The sequence below is a fragment of the Variovorax sp. TLI9-5A genome (assembly GCF_056867935.1).
Genome location: NZ_CP200310.1, coordinates 833,556 through 850,457, shown reverse-complemented (window position 1 = coordinate 850,457; position 16,902 = coordinate 833,556). Strand labels below are relative to the sequence as shown.

The 16,902-nt window shown below is 68.2% G+C and carries 20 protein-coding genes; 15 read left to right on the top strand and 5 right to left on the bottom strand.

Annotated features, from left to right (window positions below):
* Positions 1 to 138 precede the first annotated feature (138 nt).
* Positions 139 to 759, top strand: a complete 621-nt coding sequence (locus AC1VNX_RS04185) for a c-type cytochrome (protein ID WP_483155587.1) — start codon at positions 139 to 141, stop codon at positions 757 to 759.
* Positions 760 to 812: 53 nt separating this feature from the next.
* Here the strand turns inward: AC1VNX_RS04185 and AC1VNX_RS04180 are convergent, their stop codons facing one another.
* From AC1VNX_RS04180 to AC1VNX_RS04170, 3 genes are all read right to left on the bottom strand, one after another.
* A complete protein-coding gene (locus AC1VNX_RS04180; protein ID WP_483155586.1) occupies positions 813 to 1,376 on the bottom strand; it encodes a DUF2946 family protein in 564 nt (187 codons plus the stop codon).
* Between the two features lie 4 nt (positions 1,377 to 1,380).
* On the bottom strand, positions 1,381 to 2,406 hold the full coding sequence (locus AC1VNX_RS04175) for a YheT family hydrolase (RefSeq protein ID WP_483155585.1): 1,026 nt from the start codon (positions 2,404 to 2,406) through the stop codon (positions 1,381 to 1,383).
* 67 nt (positions 2,407 to 2,473) lie between these two features.
* Complete coding sequence (locus tag AC1VNX_RS04170; protein ID WP_432728068.1) at positions 2,474 to 2,926, bottom strand: YybH family protein; 453 nt, start codon at positions 2,924 to 2,926, stop codon at positions 2,474 to 2,476.
* Between the two features lie 217 nt (positions 2,927 to 3,143).
* Here AC1VNX_RS04170 and rutA point away from each other — a divergent pair, with 217 nt between their 5' ends.
* Genes rutA through rutF form a run of 6 tightly spaced genes read left to right on the top strand, consistent with a single transcriptional unit; the run spans position 3,144 to position 7,475 of the window.
* Positions 3,144 to 4,256 (top strand): pyrimidine utilization protein A, encoded by a 1,113-nt coding sequence (rutA, locus tag AC1VNX_RS04165; RefSeq protein ID WP_483155584.1) that lies wholly within the window; start codon positions 3,144 to 3,146, stop codon positions 4,254 to 4,256.
* Between the two features lie 13 nt (positions 4,257 to 4,269).
* Positions 4,270 to 5,061: a pyrimidine utilization protein B gene (gene rutB / locus AC1VNX_RS04160; RefSeq protein ID WP_483155583.1), complete on the top strand. Its 792-nt coding sequence runs from the start codon at positions 4,270 to 4,272 to the stop codon at positions 5,059 to 5,061.
* A 38-nt stretch (positions 5,062 to 5,099) separates the two neighbouring features.
* On the top strand, positions 5,100 to 5,492 hold the full coding sequence (gene rutC / locus AC1VNX_RS04155) for a pyrimidine utilization protein C (RefSeq protein ID WP_019657601.1): 393 nt from the start codon (positions 5,100 to 5,102) through the stop codon (positions 5,490 to 5,492).
* Positions 5,493 to 5,497: 5 nt separating this feature from the next.
* Complete coding sequence (gene rutD, locus AC1VNX_RS04150; RefSeq protein WP_483155582.1) at positions 5,498 to 6,304, top strand: pyrimidine utilization protein D; 807 nt, start codon at positions 5,498 to 5,500, stop codon at positions 6,302 to 6,304.
* The gene (locus AC1VNX_RS04145) at positions 6,301 to 6,903 is read left to right on the top strand and encodes a malonic semialdehyde reductase (protein WP_483155581.1); all 603 of its coding nucleotides are present in this window, start codon (positions 6,301 to 6,303) and stop codon (positions 6,901 to 6,903) included. The genes rutD and AC1VNX_RS04145 overlap by 4 nt, the downstream gene beginning before the upstream one ends.
* Before the next feature lie 14 nt (positions 6,904 to 6,917).
* Entirely contained in the window at positions 6,918 to 7,475 is a 558-nt protein-coding gene (gene rutF, locus AC1VNX_RS04140; RefSeq protein WP_483155580.1) for an NADH-dependent FMN reductase RutF, read from the top strand.
* 131 nt (positions 7,476 to 7,606) lie between these two features.
* Here the strand turns inward: rutF and rutR are convergent, their stop codons facing one another.
* A complete protein-coding gene (gene rutR / locus AC1VNX_RS04135; RefSeq protein ID WP_483155579.1) occupies positions 7,607 to 8,317 on the bottom strand; it encodes an HTH-type transcriptional regulator RutR in 711 nt (236 codons plus the stop codon).
* A 202-nt stretch (positions 8,318 to 8,519) separates the two neighbouring features.
* Between rutR and AC1VNX_RS04130 the strand changes: the two genes are divergently transcribed.
* The 7 genes from AC1VNX_RS04130 to AC1VNX_RS04100 all read left to right on the top strand — a co-directional run bounded on the left by AC1VNX_RS04130 (position 8,520) and on the right by AC1VNX_RS04100 (position 15,379).
* Complete coding sequence (locus AC1VNX_RS04130) at positions 8,520 to 9,521, top strand: isopenicillin N synthase family dioxygenase (RefSeq protein WP_483155578.1); 1,002 nt, start codon at positions 8,520 to 8,522, stop codon at positions 9,519 to 9,521.
* 4 nt (positions 9,522 to 9,525) lie between these two features.
* On the top strand, positions 9,526 to 9,912 hold the full coding sequence (locus AC1VNX_RS04125; RefSeq protein WP_369660599.1) for a VOC family protein: 387 nt from the start codon (positions 9,526 to 9,528) through the stop codon (positions 9,910 to 9,912).
* 80 nt (positions 9,913 to 9,992) lie between these two features.
* Positions 9,993 to 11,099, top strand: a complete 1,107-nt coding sequence (locus AC1VNX_RS04120) for a BMP family ABC transporter substrate-binding protein (protein WP_483155577.1) — start codon at positions 9,993 to 9,995, stop codon at positions 11,097 to 11,099.
* A gap of 18 nt (positions 11,100 to 11,117) precedes the next feature.
* Positions 11,118 to 12,644: an ABC transporter ATP-binding protein gene (locus AC1VNX_RS04115; protein WP_483155576.1), complete on the top strand. Its 1,527-nt coding sequence runs from the start codon at positions 11,118 to 11,120 to the stop codon at positions 12,642 to 12,644.
* Positions 12,637 to 13,779: an ABC transporter permease gene (locus AC1VNX_RS04110; RefSeq protein WP_483155575.1), complete on the top strand. Its 1,143-nt coding sequence runs from the start codon at positions 12,637 to 12,639 to the stop codon at positions 13,777 to 13,779. The genes AC1VNX_RS04115 and AC1VNX_RS04110 overlap by 8 nt, the downstream gene beginning before the upstream one ends.
* The gene (locus tag AC1VNX_RS04105; RefSeq protein WP_483155574.1) at positions 13,776 to 14,708 is read left to right on the top strand and encodes an ABC transporter permease; all 933 of its coding nucleotides are present in this window, start codon (positions 13,776 to 13,778) and stop codon (positions 14,706 to 14,708) included. Before AC1VNX_RS04110 ends, AC1VNX_RS04105 begins: the two co-directional genes overlap by 4 nt.
* Positions 14,705 to 15,379, top strand: a complete 675-nt coding sequence (locus AC1VNX_RS04100; protein WP_483155573.1) for a cysteine hydrolase family protein — start codon at positions 14,705 to 14,707, stop codon at positions 15,377 to 15,379. The genes AC1VNX_RS04105 and AC1VNX_RS04100 overlap by 4 nt, the downstream gene beginning before the upstream one ends.
* A 3-nt stretch (positions 15,380 to 15,382) precedes the next feature.
* Here the strand turns inward: AC1VNX_RS04100 and AC1VNX_RS04095 are convergent, their stop codons facing one another.
* Complete coding sequence (locus AC1VNX_RS04095; RefSeq protein WP_483155572.1) at positions 15,383 to 16,141, bottom strand: hypothetical protein; 759 nt, start codon at positions 16,139 to 16,141, stop codon at positions 15,383 to 15,385.
* 46 nt (positions 16,142 to 16,187) lie between these two features.
* Here AC1VNX_RS04095 and AC1VNX_RS04090 point away from each other — a divergent pair, with 46 nt between their 5' ends.
* Entirely contained in the window at positions 16,188 to 16,787 is a 600-nt protein-coding gene (locus AC1VNX_RS04090) for a LemA family protein (RefSeq protein WP_483155571.1), read from the top strand.
* The last annotated feature ends 115 nt before the right edge of the window (positions 16,788 to 16,902 follow it).

The following is a 16,902-nucleotide window of genomic DNA, read 5'->3' as shown; positions in this document are numbered from 1 at the left end:
AAGGCGTCCCGAACAGGGCTGAGACGCCAAGGCGTCCCATAAGGGTGCTCCCTTGCCCCGGCCGGCGAGGGCTCTCTCTATAATCGCCGGTTGGTTAGGAAAAGCCCCCCGACGAGCCCCCGATAATTGAGGACGCGAATGAGCGCAGACCCGCATTACCAGGCCACAGAAGAAGCCCACACCGGGCCGATCAAGAACCCGAAGCAACTGCTGCTCGCGGTATTTTTTTCCTTCATTGCCCCGATCCTGATCATCGTGGGTCTTGTCTCCTACGTGGTCTCGGGCAACAAGCCCGCCGGCACCGCCGAAGGCGACAACATGGCGCTCTACGGCGTGACCAAGGAGGCGCGCGACCGGGAGGTGGCCGAGCGCCTCAAGAAGATCGGCAGCATCGAGATCCGTGACGCCAACCGCCCGCTCGCAGCCGGCGAGGCCGTGTTCAAGGCCCAGTGCGTCGCCTGCCACGGAGCACCCGGCATCCCCGGAGCCCCTCACCTGAACGACGCCGCGGCCTGGGGCCCGCGCATCGGCCAGGGCTACGCAACGCTTCTCGAACATGCCTTGAAGGGCAAGGGCGCCATGCCTCCGCAGGGCGGCGGCGACTTCGAAGACCTCGAAGTGGGCCGTGCCGTGGTCTACATGGCCAATGCCGGCGGCGCCAAGTTCCCCGTGCCGGATCGCCCTGCCGCTGCAGCAGCGCCCGCAGAAGGCGCTTCGGGCGCGGCGCCTGCCGCACCCGCGAGCGCGCCAGCCAAGTAAGCGTTTTCCCTGATCAGCAAGAAAGAAGCCGGCCCAGCGCCGGCTTTTTTCATTCAGGCGTGCGGGGCTGCAGCAGCAACGGCCGCGTGGCGTTCGGCCGGGCTCAGCACGTGTCCGAAGCGCGAGGACAGTTCGCTGGCCTGCGCAGCCTCCGGCGTCCAGATGCCCCGCTCGACGGCCTCGGCCGCGATGCCCACGTCCTGCGTGTGCACCAGCCCGAGCCCCAGCGGCGACGCCAGATAGAGCCGGCCGTCCTCGTCGAGCAGGCAGTCCGACACCGTGACCGCCGCGCCCGTATGGGCTGTGACGGTGAAGCCTCCACTCGCATCCTCGGCAACACGCCACACCAATGGCGCGGCCTCCAGTTCCACGTACACGCGCTGCGGGCCGTTCTGGAAGAACCACTGCCCCTCGTCGTCATGCTCGTAGTTGCGGTGGATGAATTCGATCAGCTTGTCGTGCCGCAGCATCGAGCCCTTGGCCTTGCGGAACGGGCCCTGCGCCTGGGTGCGGTCGTCGCGCATGTACCAGTTGCCGCGCGCATCCAAGCCCAGCCAGCCGTAGCAGTGCGGCACGTTGGGCCATTTGGCGAGCGCTTGCTTGACGATGTCATCCATAACGTCATTCTCGTCCCGACGACAAGCCCCCACCGTCAGCGGAAGCGCCGCCATGAAGCTGCAGCCAGCCGCCGACGCGCTCCGGCATGCCCATCACATGCCCCGGCGGCAGCCCCATCGGAAAGCCGACGTGCCCGCCGTGCTCGGGCTGCCACAGCGTGACGTGCGAGCCGACCTCGCCGGGCCCGGGCAGGCTCCGCGCCGGAATGAAGGGATCGTTGCGCGCATTCACCACGAGCGCGGGCACGCGGATCGAGGCCAGGTGCGGTTTGGCCGAGCCCCGGGCCCAGTAGTCGTCGGCGTCGCGAAAGCCGTGCAGCGGCGCGGTGAAGACGTTGTCGAATTCGTAGAGGTTGCGCGACGACACCAGCCGCTCGCGGTCGAACAGCCCCGGAAACTGCGCCAGCTTGGCCAGCGCCTTGGGCTTCATGGTCGAGAGGAACATGCGCGTGTAGACCAGCTTGTTGAAGCCCTTGCCGATGGCTTCGCCGCCTGCCGCGAGGTCGAGCGGCGCGCAGACCGAGGCCACAGCGCTCACCACGCCCGAAGCCGTTTCGCCCGCTTCGCAGGCCCATCGCATCAGCGCATTGCCGCCCAGCGACACGCCCGCCGCCAGCACCGGCCCGCCGCCCTTTTGGGCGTGCTGCTCGCGCATGCGCGTGAGGATCCAGCCGATCTCCTCGAAGTCGCCCGAGTGGTAGGCGCGCGGCGCGAGGTTCATCTCGCCGCTGCAGCCGCGGAAGTGGGGCACCGCGAAGGCCATGCCGCGCGACGCCGCGAAGGCGGCGAAGGCTTCGGCGTAGTGACTGCGCGACGAGCCTTCGAGCCCGTGGAACAGCACCAGCAGCGGCCTAGCGCCGGGCATCGGCGCATCGACGAAATCGACGTCGATGAAGTCGGTGCCATCCGGCGTCGACCAGCGCTCGCGCCGGTAGACCGGCGCCGGTCCGTCGAAGCGGCGAGCGTAGAGCGCGGCCCAGATGGTCTGCAGGTTGCCGCCGGGCAGCCAGCGCGGCGCAGCGTAGTCCATGGCCCGAAGGGAAGTCCCGGCAGAAGCAGCCGGGGAGAAGGAAGCGACCGGAGAAAGCATCAATCGATCAATGCAGGACCTGGGGTGGATCGTTCGCGTCGTCCGGCTCGCGCGCGCTGCCGGGGCTCGCATGGTGCGCCACCATGCGCCAGCCCTGGGCGGTCTTGTGATAGACGTTGGTGGCCAGCACGAAGGCATGGCGCGGCCCTTCGGCGGTGAGCACTTCGATGCGCTCCAGCACGTTGTGCACCGCGCTGGCGAGCGAGTCGATCTTGCGCACCCGCGCAGGCATGGCGTGGATCGCGCCGTTGCCGAACATCTGCTCGAAGGCCGCGCGGATGGCCACGGCCCCCACCAGCCTCGGGCCGCCGGGGTGCACGCAGAAAACCTCGTCCTCGTCGGCCCAGCAGGCCATCAGCGCGTCGATGTCGCCGCGCTGCAGCGCTTCGTAGAAAGCCGCCTCGACGTCGTCGGCAGTGCCGCCGATGGCCGCGGCGGCGCGGAGTGGGGTCTTGGGCATGGCGTGATTCTGCCGTGCGCTCCGTGACGCGGGCACTGCACCGGTTTGGCTCCCGCCGCACCGAGGTGCCGCAGCCCGGCCGAATCTTCTGCTCCGTTTTGGACCAAATGGTCAAAACGAAAACATGTATTTTCCGTAAACCATTGATCCGAAAGGACTTATTCAACTGGCACGGCGCATGCAAGGAGCCTCCCAACCCGCAACAGGAGCCCTTCCAATGAACGTCGGCATCTTCATTCCCATCGGCAACAACGGCTGGCTGCTTTCCGAGAACGCACCGCAGTACAAGCCCAGTTTCGAACTCAACAAGCAGATCACGCTGAAGGCCGAGCGCTACGGCGTCGACTTCGCGCTGTCCATGATCAAGCTGCGCGGCTTCGGCGGCAAGACGGAGTTCTGGGACCACAACCTGGAGTCCTTCACGCTCATGGCCGGCCTTGCAGCCGTCACCAGCAGGATCAAGCTTTTCGCCACCGCCGCCTCGCTGGTGATGCCGCCGGCCATCGTGGCGCGCATGTCGTCCACCATCGACTCCATCTCCAACGGCCGCTTCGGCCTCAACCTCGTCACCGGCTGGCAGCGGCCCGAGTACTCGCAGATGGGCATGTGGCCCGGCGACCAGTTCTTCGGCACGCGCTACCAGTACCTGTCCGAATACATCCAGGTGCTGCGCGACCTCTGGGGCAACGGCCAGTCCGACTTCAAGGGCGAGCATTTCAAGATGGAAGACTGCCGCCTCAGCCCCCGCCCGCAGGCCGACATGAAGGTGATCTGCGCCGGCCAGAGCGACGCCGGCATGGAGTTCTCGGCGAAGTACGCCGACTACAACTTCTGCTTCGGCAAGGGCGTGAACACGCCCAAGGCCTTCGCACCCGCGGCCGACAAGCTCATCGAGGCCACCGCGAAGACCGGCCGCAAGGTCACGACCTACGTGCTGATGATGGTGATCGCCGACGAGACCGACGAGGCCGCGCGCGCCAAGTGGGAGCACTACAAGGCCGGCGCCGATCACGAAGCCATCGCATGGCTGGGCCAGCAGGGCGCGGCCGATACCAAGTCGGGCGCCGACACCAACGTGCGCCAGATGGCCGACCCGACCTCGGCCGTGAACATCAACATGGGCACGCTCGTCGGCTCCTACGCGAGCGTCGCGCGCATGCTCGACGAAGTGGCCGAAGTGCCCGGCACCGAAGGCGTGCTGCTGACCTTCGACGACTTCGTGCAGGGCGTGGAAGCCTTCGGCGAGCGCATCCAGCCGCTGATGAAGAGCCGCGCGCACGTGCAGAGCCCCGTGCCTTCGCAGGCAGTGCCCGAGCGCCTCGCGGCCTGAGGAGGAGCGCCACATGACCACTCCGGCACGCAACACCACCCTCACCTCGAACACGCCCGTGGGTGCGCCGCGCGCACCCGGTGCGCCCGCGCCGCTGATCCTGCCCGCGCGCCCCGAGCCGCTGGCGCTGCACGCCACCGACTCCGCGCTGATCGTCGTCGACATGCAGAACGCCTACGCCTCCATCGGCGGCTACGTCGACTCGGCCGGCTTCGACATCTCCGGCGCGCAGGGCACCATCGCCAGCATCTCGCGCAGCATCGCGGCGGCGCGCGCGGCCGGCATGCTGGTCGTGTTCCTGCAGAACGGCTGGGACGCGAACTACGTGGAAGCCGGCGGCCCCGGCTCGCCCAACTGGCACAAGTCGAACGCGCTCAAGACCATGCGCGCCAGGCCCGAGCTGCAGGGCAAGTTCCTCGCCAAGGGCGGCTGGGACTACGAACTGATCGAGGAGATGAAGCCCCGGCCGGGCGACATCGTCGTGCCCAAGACCCGCTACAGCGGCTTCTTCAACAGCACGCTCGACAGCACGCTGCGCTCGCGCGGCATCCGCCACCTGGTGTTCACCGGCATCGCCACCAACGTGTGCGTCGAGTCGACGCTGCGCGATGCCTTCCACCTCGAATACTTCGCCGTGATGCTCGAGGACGCCACGCACGAACTCGGGGGCCCTGCGATCCAGAAGGCATCGGTCTACAACGTCGAGACCTTCTTCGGCTGGGTGTCCACGACGGAGCACTTCTGCAGCACCTTCGCACCTTCGCTTGCAAACCAGTCCGTTCCAGCCGAAGCGGCCATTGCCTGATTTCCCTTCCCCACCCTCTTCACCAAGGACTCTGCACCATGCCCAAGCAAGCCATCATCCCTCCCGGCACCGGCGTTCCCATCGCCCCCTTCGTTCCCGGCACGCTCGCCGACGGCGTGCTCTACGTGTCGGGCACGTTGCCCTTCGACAAGGACAACAACGTGGTGCACGTGGGCGACGCGAGTGCGCAGGCAAGGCACGTGCTCACCACCATCAAGGGCGTGGTCGAGGCCGCCGGCGGCACCATGGACGACGTGACCTTCAACCAGATCATGCTCAAGGACTGGGCCGACTACGCGAAGATCAACGCGGTGTACGCCGAGTTCTTCCCCGGCACCAAGCCTGCGCGCTATTGCATCCAGTGCGGCCTTGTGAAGCCCGACGCACTGGTCGAGATCGCGTCGATCGCGCACGTCGGCAAGAAGGCCTGAGCTTCATGAGCGCGCTGCACTACGAGGTGCACGGACCGTCCGATGCGGCGGCCACCGTGCTGCTGTCCTCGGGCCTCGGCGGCTCGGCCGGGTTCTGGCAGCCGCAGCTCGGCGCGCTCATCGGCGCAGGGCACCGCGTCATCGCCTACGACCAGCGCGGCACGGGCCGCAGCCCCGCCGCGCTGCCCGAGGCCTACGCCATCGCGCACATGGCGCAGGACGTGCTCGAGATCCTCGACGCCACCAGCACCTCGCGGTGCCACTTCGCGGGCCATGCGCTCGGCGGCCTCGTCGGCCTGCAGCTCGCGCTGGATGCGCCTTCGCGCATCGCGAGCCTCGCGCTCGTCAATGCATGGTCGAAGCCCAACCCGCATTCGGCGCGCTGCTTCGATGCACGACTTGCCCTGCTCGGCGCCTGCGGCCCGCGCGCATACGTCGAAGCGCAGCCGATCTTCCTGTACCCCGCCGCATGGGCGGCCGAGAACGCGCAGCGCGTGGCCGATGAAGTCGACCATGCCTTCGCGCACTTCCCCGGCGAAGCCAACATGCGCGCGCGCATCTCCGCCCTGCGGGCCTTCGACGTGGACGCGCGCCTCGCCGACATCTCCGCGCCCACGCTCGTGGCCGCCGCCAGGGACGACGTGCTCGTGCCCTGGACCTGCTCGCAGCGCCTGGCCGACGGCCTGCGCGACGTCACGCTCGACTTCGTGCCGCATGGCGGCCACGCGCACTGCGTGACCGAGGCAGAAGACTTCAACCGCAGCCTGCTCGACTTTCTTTCGCGGGTCAGCTCACCCGCCGTTCCAGCATGACCACCACCATCGCTTCCACCCTCGACGACGCCGCGCTCTCGCTGCTCTTCACCGGCGCGCGCACCCACAACGGCTGGACCGACGAACCCGTCACCGATGCCCAGCTGAAGCAGGTCTACGCACTCGCGAGCCTGGGCCCCACCTCGGCCAACTGCTCGCCCGCGCGCTTCGTCTTCGTGCGCACGCCCGAAGGCAAGCAGCGCCTCGCGCCGGCGCTCTCAAAGGGCAACCTCGACAAGACCATGGCCGCGCCCGTCACCGTCATCGCCGCGTGGGACCGCAAGTTCTACGACAGGCTGCCCACGCTGTTCCCGCACGCCGATGCGCGCAGCTGGTTCACCGGCAGCCCCGAGGCCGCACACGAGACAGCTTTTCGCAACGCCAGCCTGCAGGCGGGCTACCTGCTGCTCGCGGCGCGCGCGGTGGGGCTCGACGCCGGCCCGATGTCGGGCTTCGACAAGGCGAAGGTCGACGCGGCCTTCTTCGAGGGCACCGACTGGACCGTCAACTTCCTCATCAACCTCGGCCACGGCGACGCGTCGAAGGTGTTCGGCCGCCTGCCGCGGCTGTCCTTCGACGAGGCCTGCCTGCTGGCCTGAAGGAGTCACTCGAGATGCTGCAGAACGCCATGGCCTCGAATCCCGCTTCATCGTCCCCCAACCCCGCCGTGCTGGCGCAGGGCCTGCAGAAGGCCGACTACCGCAACGCGATGGCACGGCTGGGCGCGGCGGTGAACATCATCACCACCGACGGCCCGGCCGGCCGTGCCGGCTTCACCGCATCGGCGGTGTGCAGCGTGACCGACGAGCCGCCGACGCTGCTGGTGTGCCTGAACCGCTCGGCCTCGGTGTACCCGGCGTTCAAGGCCAACGGCGTGCTGTGCGTGAACGTGCTGGCCGCGGGGCACCAGTCGCTGTCTGCGCTATTCGGCGGCAAGACGCCGATGGACGATCGCTTCGCCGCCGCGCGCTGGAGCAGCAAGACCACTGGCTCGCCGATGCTCGACGACGCGGCCGTGTCGTTCGATTGCCGCGTGGTGCACGCGACGAGCGCGGGCACGCACGACGTGCTCTTCTGCGAGGCGGTGTCCATCGCCATCGGCGGCGCGGCGCAGGGGCTGATCTACTTCGACCGGCGCTATCACGAGATTGCGGCGCCGCCGCAGCACTGACCTCGCTTGTTCCCTCTCCCCTTGGGGAGAGGGTTAGGGTGAGGGGGGCAGCGGCACCTGCAAGGGCAGCGACGACATTCAGGCCGCCACCCTCACCCCAGCCCTCTCCCCAAGGGGAGAGGGAGCAAGACTCAGCGCGGCCGCGGCGTGATGCCCTGGAGAACGATGCGCTGAACGCTCTCCACCGCGCGCTCGAAGAAGGCTTCGTCTTCCAGCGTATGCCCCGACAGCGCCTGCACCTGCACCCCGAAATCCGCGTAGTGCTGCGTCATCGCCCACAGCGCGAAGATGAGATGGTGCGGATCGACGGGCGCCAGCTTGCCCGCCTCGATCCACGCACGGATCACTTCCGATTTCTTCTCCACCAGCGTGCGCAGTTCGCGGTCCAGCTCGTCGCGCAGCAGCGGCGCGCCCTGGATCATCTCCAGGCAGAAGAGCCGCGATGCATCGGGCCTGTCGCGCGAAACCACCAGCTTGCGGCGGATGTAGTCGCCGATGGCCTCGGCCGGGTCCTGCTCGGCGCTGAAGCCGCGCAGCGGTTCGAGCCACAGCGCGAGCAGGTCGCGCAGCACGTTGACGTAAAGCTCTTCCTTGTTCGCGAAGTAATAGAGCAGGTTGCTCTTCGACACATCGGCGCGCGCAGCCACCTGGTCGATGGAGGTGCCATGCAGGCCGAAGCGCGAGAACAGCCCCAGCGCCGCGCCGAGGATCGCGCTGCGCTTGTCCTCTATCTGGCGCAACCGGCGGTTCACTGCGGACGCGCTTCGCACCGCGGGCTTCGCGCGCTTGCGCGCCGGGCTCTCCTTGCCGGCATTCGCAGCCAGCGCTTTTGTCTTCGGCATCTTCCCTCGCTCTTGATTGATCTGATCGTGAATCGGCGGACGGCGCACCACTGTAAGGCCACGGTGCATCGCCTTGCGCCGCGACCGCCTTCGCAACGCATTCCTGCGCACCATGCTGACGCGAAGAATGCTGTTTGTCCATTTGGTCCAACTGGCACAGACGTTGCATGGCGAAAGGCATGCCAAGCAAGAGGAACCTGCCATGACCCTGCTGTCCGTACCCATCATCGATCTCGCGCCCTACTTCGCCGGCACCGCCGAAGGCAAGGCGGAGGTCGCGAAGAAAGTCGACGAAGCCTGCCGCAGCATCGGCTTCCTCGTCATCACCAACCACGGCATCTCGCCGGAGCTGATCTCGCGCGTGTCGTCGCTCTCGCGCAAGTTCTTCGACATGCCGCTGGGCGAGAAGCGCAAGGTCGACCGCCCGCGCGAGGACGCCGTGCGCGGCTACAGCGCGGTGGGCGAGGAAGGCCTCTCCTACAGCCTCGAGGAGGCCGCGCCCGGCGACCTGAAGGAGTCTTTCTCCATCGGCCCCTCGAACGTGCCCGACGACGACTACCACCGCGGCCCCGCCGCAGGCCCGCACTTCGAGCCCAACAGCTGGCCGCCCATCGAAGGCTTCAAGGAAGCCTACGAGGGCTACTTCGACGCGATGAGCGATCTCTCGCGCTCGCTGATGCGCGTCTTCGCGCTCGGCCTCTCGCTGCCCGAGACCTTCTTCGACGACAAGATCGACAAGCACATCAGCATGTTCCGCGTGCTGAGCTACCCGCCGCAGCGCGAGCAGCCGCTGCCGGGCCAGCTGCGCGCTGGCGCGCACAGCGACTACGGCAGCCTCACCATCGTGCTGCCCGACGACAAGGGCCTGCAGGTGTTCAACAAGGCCGGCCAGTGGGTGGACGTGCCGCAGGTCGAGGGTGGCCTGGTGGTCAACATCGCCGACCTCATGATGCAGTGGACCAACGACCAGTGGGTATCCACGCTGCACCGCGTGATCAACCCGCCCTTCGAGGTGGCGAGCACCAACCGCCGCCAGTCGCTGGTGTTCTTCCACCAGCCGAACTACGACGCGATGGTCGAGTGCCTGCCGAGCTGCCTCGCGCCGGGTGAAGAGGCGAAGTACCCACCCATCTCCTCTGGCGATCACCTCACCTCGAAGTTCGTCAAGCAGACGACCTTCGGCGGCACCAAAGTGACGGCCTGAACGCATGGCCCACCTGTCCTACGTCAACGTCTTCGCGAAGGACGTGGTCGCGCTCAGCGGCTTCTACCAGCGCGTGTTCGGCTTCACAGAGATCGAGGCGATCCGCTCGCCCATCTTCCGCGGGCTGGACACCGGTAAGTCGAGCCTGGGCTTCAACGCGCTCGATGCCTACGAGCTGCTGCACCTGAGCGAGTTCTCTGACACGCGCGGCGTGAAGTTTTTGCTGAACATCGACGTCGACAGCCAGGCCGACGTCGATCGCATGGTGCCCGTCGCGCTCGAAGCCGGCGCCACGCTCGTCAAGCCGCCCTACGTCACCTACTACAACTGGTACCAGTCGGTGCTGCTCGATCCCGAGGGCAACGTGTTCCGCATCAACTTCATGATGTGACGCGCACCGCGCCCGCTCGCTGCTCTCTCTTTCCCCCTCCCGCTTCCCCTTCTTCAACGCCTCCCTTCAAAGGTAGTTCCATGCAGTTGCGCACCCTCACTCCCGGCCTGGGCTTCGCGATGACCATCGCGGCCGCAGGCGCGTACTTCACCACGCTGCCCGCTGCCGCCGCCGACGGCTTCACTCTGAAGGACAAGCCGAAGATCGCGATGCTCTACTTCGGCCCGAAGAACGACGGCGGCTGGACGCAGGCCTTCGACGAGGCCCGCGTGAAGATCGAAAAGGAGATCGGCCAGAAGATCCAGTTCGTGGAGAACGTGCCCGAGGACGCCTCGGCCATCAAGCCGGCGGCGGAGAAGTTCATCCAGCGCGGCGCCAACATCGTGATCGGCACCGCCTTCGGCTACTCCGACAGTTTCAAGGACCTGGCCGCGAAGTACCCCGACGTGGCCTTCCTCAACGGCTCGGGCACCACCAACGGCAGCAACCTCGAATCCTTCTACGGCCGCACCTACGAGAGCCAGTACCTCTGCGGCATGGCCGCAGGCGCCGCATCGAAGACCGGCAAGCTGGGCTTCGTCGCGGCCAACCCCTTCGGCGTGGTGAACTGGACCATCAACGCCTTCGCACTCGGCGCGCAGAAGATGAACCCGAACGCCACCGTCAACGTGATCTACACCGGCGCCTGGAACGACCCGGTGAAGGAGCGCGCCGCCGCGGCCGCGCTCATCGACCAGGGCGCCGATGTGATCGGCCAGCACGTGGACAGCCCCACGCCGCAGATCGTCGCGCAGGAGCGCGGCGTGTACGGCACCGGCCACCACCGCGACCTGCGCCAGTTCGCGCCCAAGGCCACGCTGTGCTCGTCGGTGTGGGTGTGGGACCGCTTCCTGACGCCCGAGCTCAAGAAGATCATCGCCGGCGGCTGGAAACCCGCGCAGTACGGCGCGTTCATCGAGATGAAGGACGGCGGCACCGACATCGCCGGCTTCGGCCCCGCCGTGCCCAAGGACAAGGCCGCCCTCATCACCGCCGAACGCGACGCGATCATGAAGGGCAAGCAGATCTACGCCGGCCCGCTCGCCGACCGCGACGGCAAGGAGCGCGTGGCCAAGGGCGCGGTGCTGTCGGACGCCGACCTCTGGAAGATGGACTGGTTCGTCAAGGGCGTGGTCACGCAGAAGTAAGCCGGAGCCACGCACCTCATGCCCAATGCGCTCGAACTCACCGGCATACGCAAGTCCTTCGACGGCTTCGCGGCGCTGACCGATGCCCACTTCTCCGCACGCTGGGGCGAGGTGCATGCGCTCCTGGGCGAGAACGGCGCGGGCAAGTCCTCGCTGATGAACATCGCCGCCGGGCTCTACGCGCCCGAGGCCGGGCAACTGCTGGTGGACGACAACGCGGTGCGCTTCGCCGGCCCGCGCGACGCGGCGAAGCACCGCATCGGCATGGTTCACCAGCATTTCAAGCTGGTGCGGCCCTTCACGGTGGCGCAGAACATCCTGCTCACGGCGCCGCCGCCGTCCGAGTTCCAGAGCCATGGCGAGCGGCTGCGCGAGATTTCGCGCGACATCCGCAACAAGGCCGCCGAGTTGGGCTTCGACATCGATCCGTCGAAGCGTGTCGATGCGCTGTCGGTCGCCGAGCAGCAGCGCGTGGAGATCCTCAAGGTGCTGCTGGCAGGGGCGCGCATCCTGATCCTCGACGAGCCCACGGCCGTGCTGACCGACCAGGAGGCCGCGCGCCTGCTGCAGACGGTGCAGGGGCTGGCGCGCAAGGGCGCGGCGGTGGTGCTGGTCACGCACAAGATGGCCGACGTGAAGACCTACGCCGACCGCGTGACGGTGATGCGCGGCGGCCGCACGGTGGCCACGCTGCAGCCCGGCGAAACCTCTGTCGCGGAGCTGGTGAAGCTCACGGTGGGCGAGTCGATCGCCACGCAGGGCTTCCAGCCGCCGGCGGCGCCGCGCGGACCGGTGCGCCTTTCGGTGCGCGGGCTGCGCACGCCCGCATCGCCCGAGGGCCGCCGCGTGCTCGACGGCGTCGACCTTGAACTGCATGCGGGCGAGATCTACGGGCTGGCCGGCGTGGGCGGCAACGGACAGGGCGAACTGGCGGGCGCGATCATGGGCCTGCAGGGCGAGCCGACCGAGGGCGAGATACGGCTCGAAGGCCACGGCGACCTGAAGACCATGGCCGCATCGGTGCGCCGGGGCATCGGCATCGCCGCGATTCCGGCGGACCGCTATGGGCTCGCGCTCGCGGGCGGTCTTTCGGTCGCCGAGAACTACGCCATCGGCCGCGTGCACACCGGCCGCTACGGCCCCGTGTGGCGGCTGCGCCGCAGCCGCATCCAGAGCGACACGCAGGAAGCGGTGCGCGCCTTCGACGTGCAGGGCGTGCGCTCGGTTGCGCAGAAGGCTGCGCTGCTCTCGGGCGGCAACGCGCAGAAGCTGGTGCTGGCGCGCGAATTCGGCAAGTCGCCCACGCTGGTGCTCGCGCACAGCCCCAGCCGCGGGCTCGACGTGCGCGCCAGCGCCGAGGTGCATGCGCGGCTGCGCGCCGCGCGCGACAGCGGCGCGGCGGTGCTGCTCATCAGCGAGGACCTCGACGAGGTGCTGCAGCTCGCGGACCGCGTGGGCGTGATGACGCGCGGGCGCATCGCCGGCGAGTTCGCGCAGCCCGCCGACCGCCAGGCCATCGGACAGGCGATGGTGGACCATGGCTGAAGCATCGCTCTCCGCCGACATGGCCCCGTCGCGCAAGACACAGGCGGCGCAACAGCCCCAGCCGCTTGCCGGCCGCCGCTATGCACTGGAGATCCGCCAGCACATGGCCTGGCACTGGCAGGCGCTGATCCTCGCGGCCGCGCTGCTCGCGGGCTTCGCCATCTCGGCGGCGATCCTCATCGCGGCGGGCGTGCCGGCCGACGAGCTCGCCAACGAGTTCGTGATGCAGACCTTCTTCGACGGCCAGAACTTCCGCGCCGTGCTGTTCCAGGCCGCGCCGATGATCCTCGTCGGCCTCGCGGGCTGCGTCGCGTTCCGCGCGCGCTTCTGGAACCTCGGGCTCGAAGGCCAGATGATCTGGGGCGCCATCGGCGCCACCGCCATCTCGATGTGGCAGATCGGCCCCGAGAACCTGCGCCTGCCGCTGATGTTCGTCGCCGCCATCGGCTGCGGCCTGCTGTGGGTGCTGGGCCCAGCGTGGCTCAAGCTCAAACTGGGCGTGAACGAGATCATCTCGACGCTGATGCTCAACTACATGGCGGCCAACTTCCTGCTGCACCTGGTCTACGGCAGCTGGAAGGACCCGAAGGACAACTTCCCCTACTCGCCGCAGTTCCGCGTGTTCGAGCGCCTGCCCGAGCTGGGCGCGGGCATCGGCAGCTCGATCCTGCTGGCGGGCGTCGTCGCGCTGCTGGCGTGGTGGCTGGCGAGCGTGAGCCGCATGGGCCTGTACCTGCGCTTCGTCGACGCCAACCCGCGTGTGGCGCATGCCAGCGGCGTGCCGGTGCGGCGCACCATCTACGGCGCGGTGCTGCTGTCAGGTGCGATGGCCGGGCTCGCGGGTTTCGCGGTGGCGGCGGGGCAGGAAGGCCGGCTCACGCAGGCCTTCTACCAGGGCTACGGCTTCTCGGGCATCCTCATCGCCTTTCTCGCGCGCAACAACCCGCTGGCGGCCACGGTGGTGGCGCTGCTGGTGGCGGCGCTCTTCGTCACCGGCCGCAGCCTGCAGGTGTTCTACCAGGTGCCGTTCTCGATGGTGCAGCTGATACAGGCGGTGATTGTGGTGTGCGTGGCGTCGAGCGATTTCTTCATCCGCCACCGGCTGCGCCGCGTGGGTGGGGAGGCTGTGGCATGAACAGCGGCATCGTCCTCAACTGGTTGGCGAGCACGCCCGACTTCGCCGTGCCCTATGCGCTCGCGGCGCTCGGTCTCATCATCTGCGAGCGCGCGGGCGTGCTCGCCCTCGGCGCAGAAGGGCTGATGCTGGTCGGCGCGCTGGCCGGCATCGGCGCGCAGATCGTCATCGGCCAGCCGGCCGTTTCGCTGGTGCTCGCGATGCTGGCGGCCAGCGTGGTGTCGGTGCTGTTCGCGGTGATGGTGATCTGGCTGCGCGTGAACCAGGTGATCTCCGGGCTCGCGCTGGTGTTCTTCTGCCAGGGGCTCACCGCGCTGGTCGGCTCCATGGCCGAGTGGACCAACCATGCCACCGAAGGCATCGGCGCGATGGGGCTGTGGCCGCTCTCGGTGCTGCCGGGCGTGGGCAAGCTCTTCGAGCAGAACGCGATGGTGTGGCTCACGCTGCCGATCTTCGGCGCGGTGGCGTGGTTCTTCGCGCGCACCTCGGCCGGCCTGCGGCTGCGCGCCGTGGGCGAGAACCCGCAGGCGGCCGACGCAGCCGGCATCCGCGTGACCGCATGGCGGTTCGCGGCGGTGCTCGCGGGCTCGGCGCTGGTGGGGCTGGCGGGCGCCTACATCTCGGTGGTCAGCACCAAGCTGTGGATCGCGGGCATGACCGGCGGGCGCGGCTGGATTGCGGTGGGCCTCGTGATCTTCGCGCGCTGGTCGCCGTGGAAGGCGCTTGTCGGCGCGCTGCTCTTCGGCTGCATCGAGGCGCTGATTCCCCAACTGGCCGCTGCCGGCGTGCAGCTGCCGCAGTACTTCGTGATGATGACGCCGTACGCGGTGACGCTCGGCGTGATGGTGTGGGTCGCGCTCTCGCGGCGCAGTGCCGACGAAGAGCCCGGCGCGCTGGGCCAACCCTATGTGAGAGAAGAACGCCGATGAAGGCCTGGGTCTACAACGAGGAGCGCGAGCTCGACGCGGCGCTGTTCGCCGACTACCTGAATCCGGCCACCACGGCTGTCGTCTCCATCGACATGCATCGCGGCCACCTCGACGACAGCCCCGACTGCCCATGCCCCGCGCCGCGCGCACGCGACGTGGTGACGCCCATCGACGGTTTTCACGACGCGGTGCGCGCGCTGGGCGTGCGCATCGTGCACGTACGGTCGGTGCTGCGGCCCGGCGGGGTGGACGACATCAACGGCATTCCGTCCGCGTGGCGGCGCACCTTCCCACTGCACGTGGGCGAGATTCCGAACGCCGACGCGCACGCCATCGAAGGCTCGAAGTGGACCGAATGGGTCACACGCGTGGAGCCCGGCGACATGCGCGTGGACGGCAAGCGCCGGCTCTCGGCCTTCTACCCGACCGACCTCGACTTTCTGCTGCGCAACCAGCGCATCGAGACCGTGGTGCTCGACGGCGGCTTCACCGACTGCTGCGTGCTCAACACCGCCTTCGACGCCAGCAACCGCAACTACCGCGTGATCGTGCTGCGCGACCTCGTGCGCGGCACCGATCCTCATCTGGAAGACGCAGCGCTCGCGATGGTGTCGCTGCACCTGGGGCTGGTGATGGAGTCGCAGGAGCTGCTGCGCAAGTGGCGCAGCTGACCCTCAGCCCGACACACCGAGCCAGCGCGCGGCAACTGCCGGCATATCGCCCTGCGCTGATTCCCACACCAGCTCCGGCGCTGCAACGTGCACGCCCGGCGGCGCGATGCGCAGCGCCACATCGACCAGCTCAGCCACCTTCACCGCGCGCACCGGCTGCTCGCTGCTGGGCACCATGAAGCGCACGACCGACAGCATCCATGCAGCCAGCCGCTCGAAGGGATTGGCGATCTTCGCGTTCACCGGCTTGCGCGCGGAGCGCACGAGGATCACGCGCTCGAAGCCGCAAGCCACCACCGCCTGCTCGTCGAGGCTCGCGAGCCCGCGCTTGAGCGCCTCGGGCAGCCGGCCCTGGTCATGCGGCAGCACGATGGCCAGCGTCTGCACGCCGCAGGCGCGCAGCCAGCAGGCCAGTTCGGGCAGGTCGGAAGGCTCAGGCACCCACAGCGCGCGCTCGCGGTCGTGGTACAGGCGCGGCGGGTCGAAGGCGATGATGGCGGTGTGGGCCGAAGTCAGCGGCCATTGCGCGATCGGCGGGGCCGGGCTCAGGTAGGTCTCGACGCCGCGCAGTCCGTCGCGGATCGGCTCCTTCGCCAGCACGCGGGTGTGGGCATGCCGGTGGCTGCCCGCCAGCCGGCGCAGCAGTTCGGCGCCCAGCGCGCCGGTCGCGCCGGCGATCAGCAGCGTACCGAAGGCGGAAGATGCAACGGGCAATACCGCACGATTGGCAGCTTGCAGGGCTTGTAGAGGATCGACGGCCATGGAGCCGTCTATGCTACCTTCCGCATCTTCTGCGGAGGTAATGCAAATGATGATGAAGCGCTGGTTCCTGATTCTTGCCGCGGTCGTGTCCCTGAGCGGGTGCGGCTACAACCAGTTCCAGTCCCTCGACGAGGCCAGCAAGTCGGCCTGGAGCGAGGTCCTCAACCAGTACCAGCGGCGCGCCGACCTCGTGCCGAACATCGTGGCCACCGTGAAAGGCGAGGCCAGCTTCGAGCAGGACACGCTCACCAAGGTGATCGAGGCGCGCGCCAAGGCCACCTCGATCCAGGTGACGCCCGAGACGCTCAACAACCCCGAGGCCTTCAACAAGTTCCAGCAGGCGCAGGGCGAACTCTCCTCGGCACTGTCGCGGCTGATGGTGGTGTCGGAGCGCTACCCCGACCTGAAGGCCAACCAGTCGTTCCGCGACCTGCGCGTGACGCTGGAAGGTACCGAGAACCGCATCACCGTGGCGCGCAACCGTTACATCGAGAGCGTGCAGGAGTACAACGTGCTCGCGCGCAGCTTCCCGACCAACCTCACGGCCAAGATCTTCGGCTACGCGCCGAAGCCGAACTTCTCGGTGCAGAACGAGGCGCAGATCTCCACGCCGCCGACGGTCGACTTCAGCACCCCGAAGAAGTAGCTCTCCCCCAGGCTTCGTGCACTTCGTGTCACTGCGCCTCACCTCTCACCGGGGGCAACACCTGCGGCCCGGCAAAGCCGGTTCCGCGGTGTTCCCGGACTGGTGCGCGCTATTT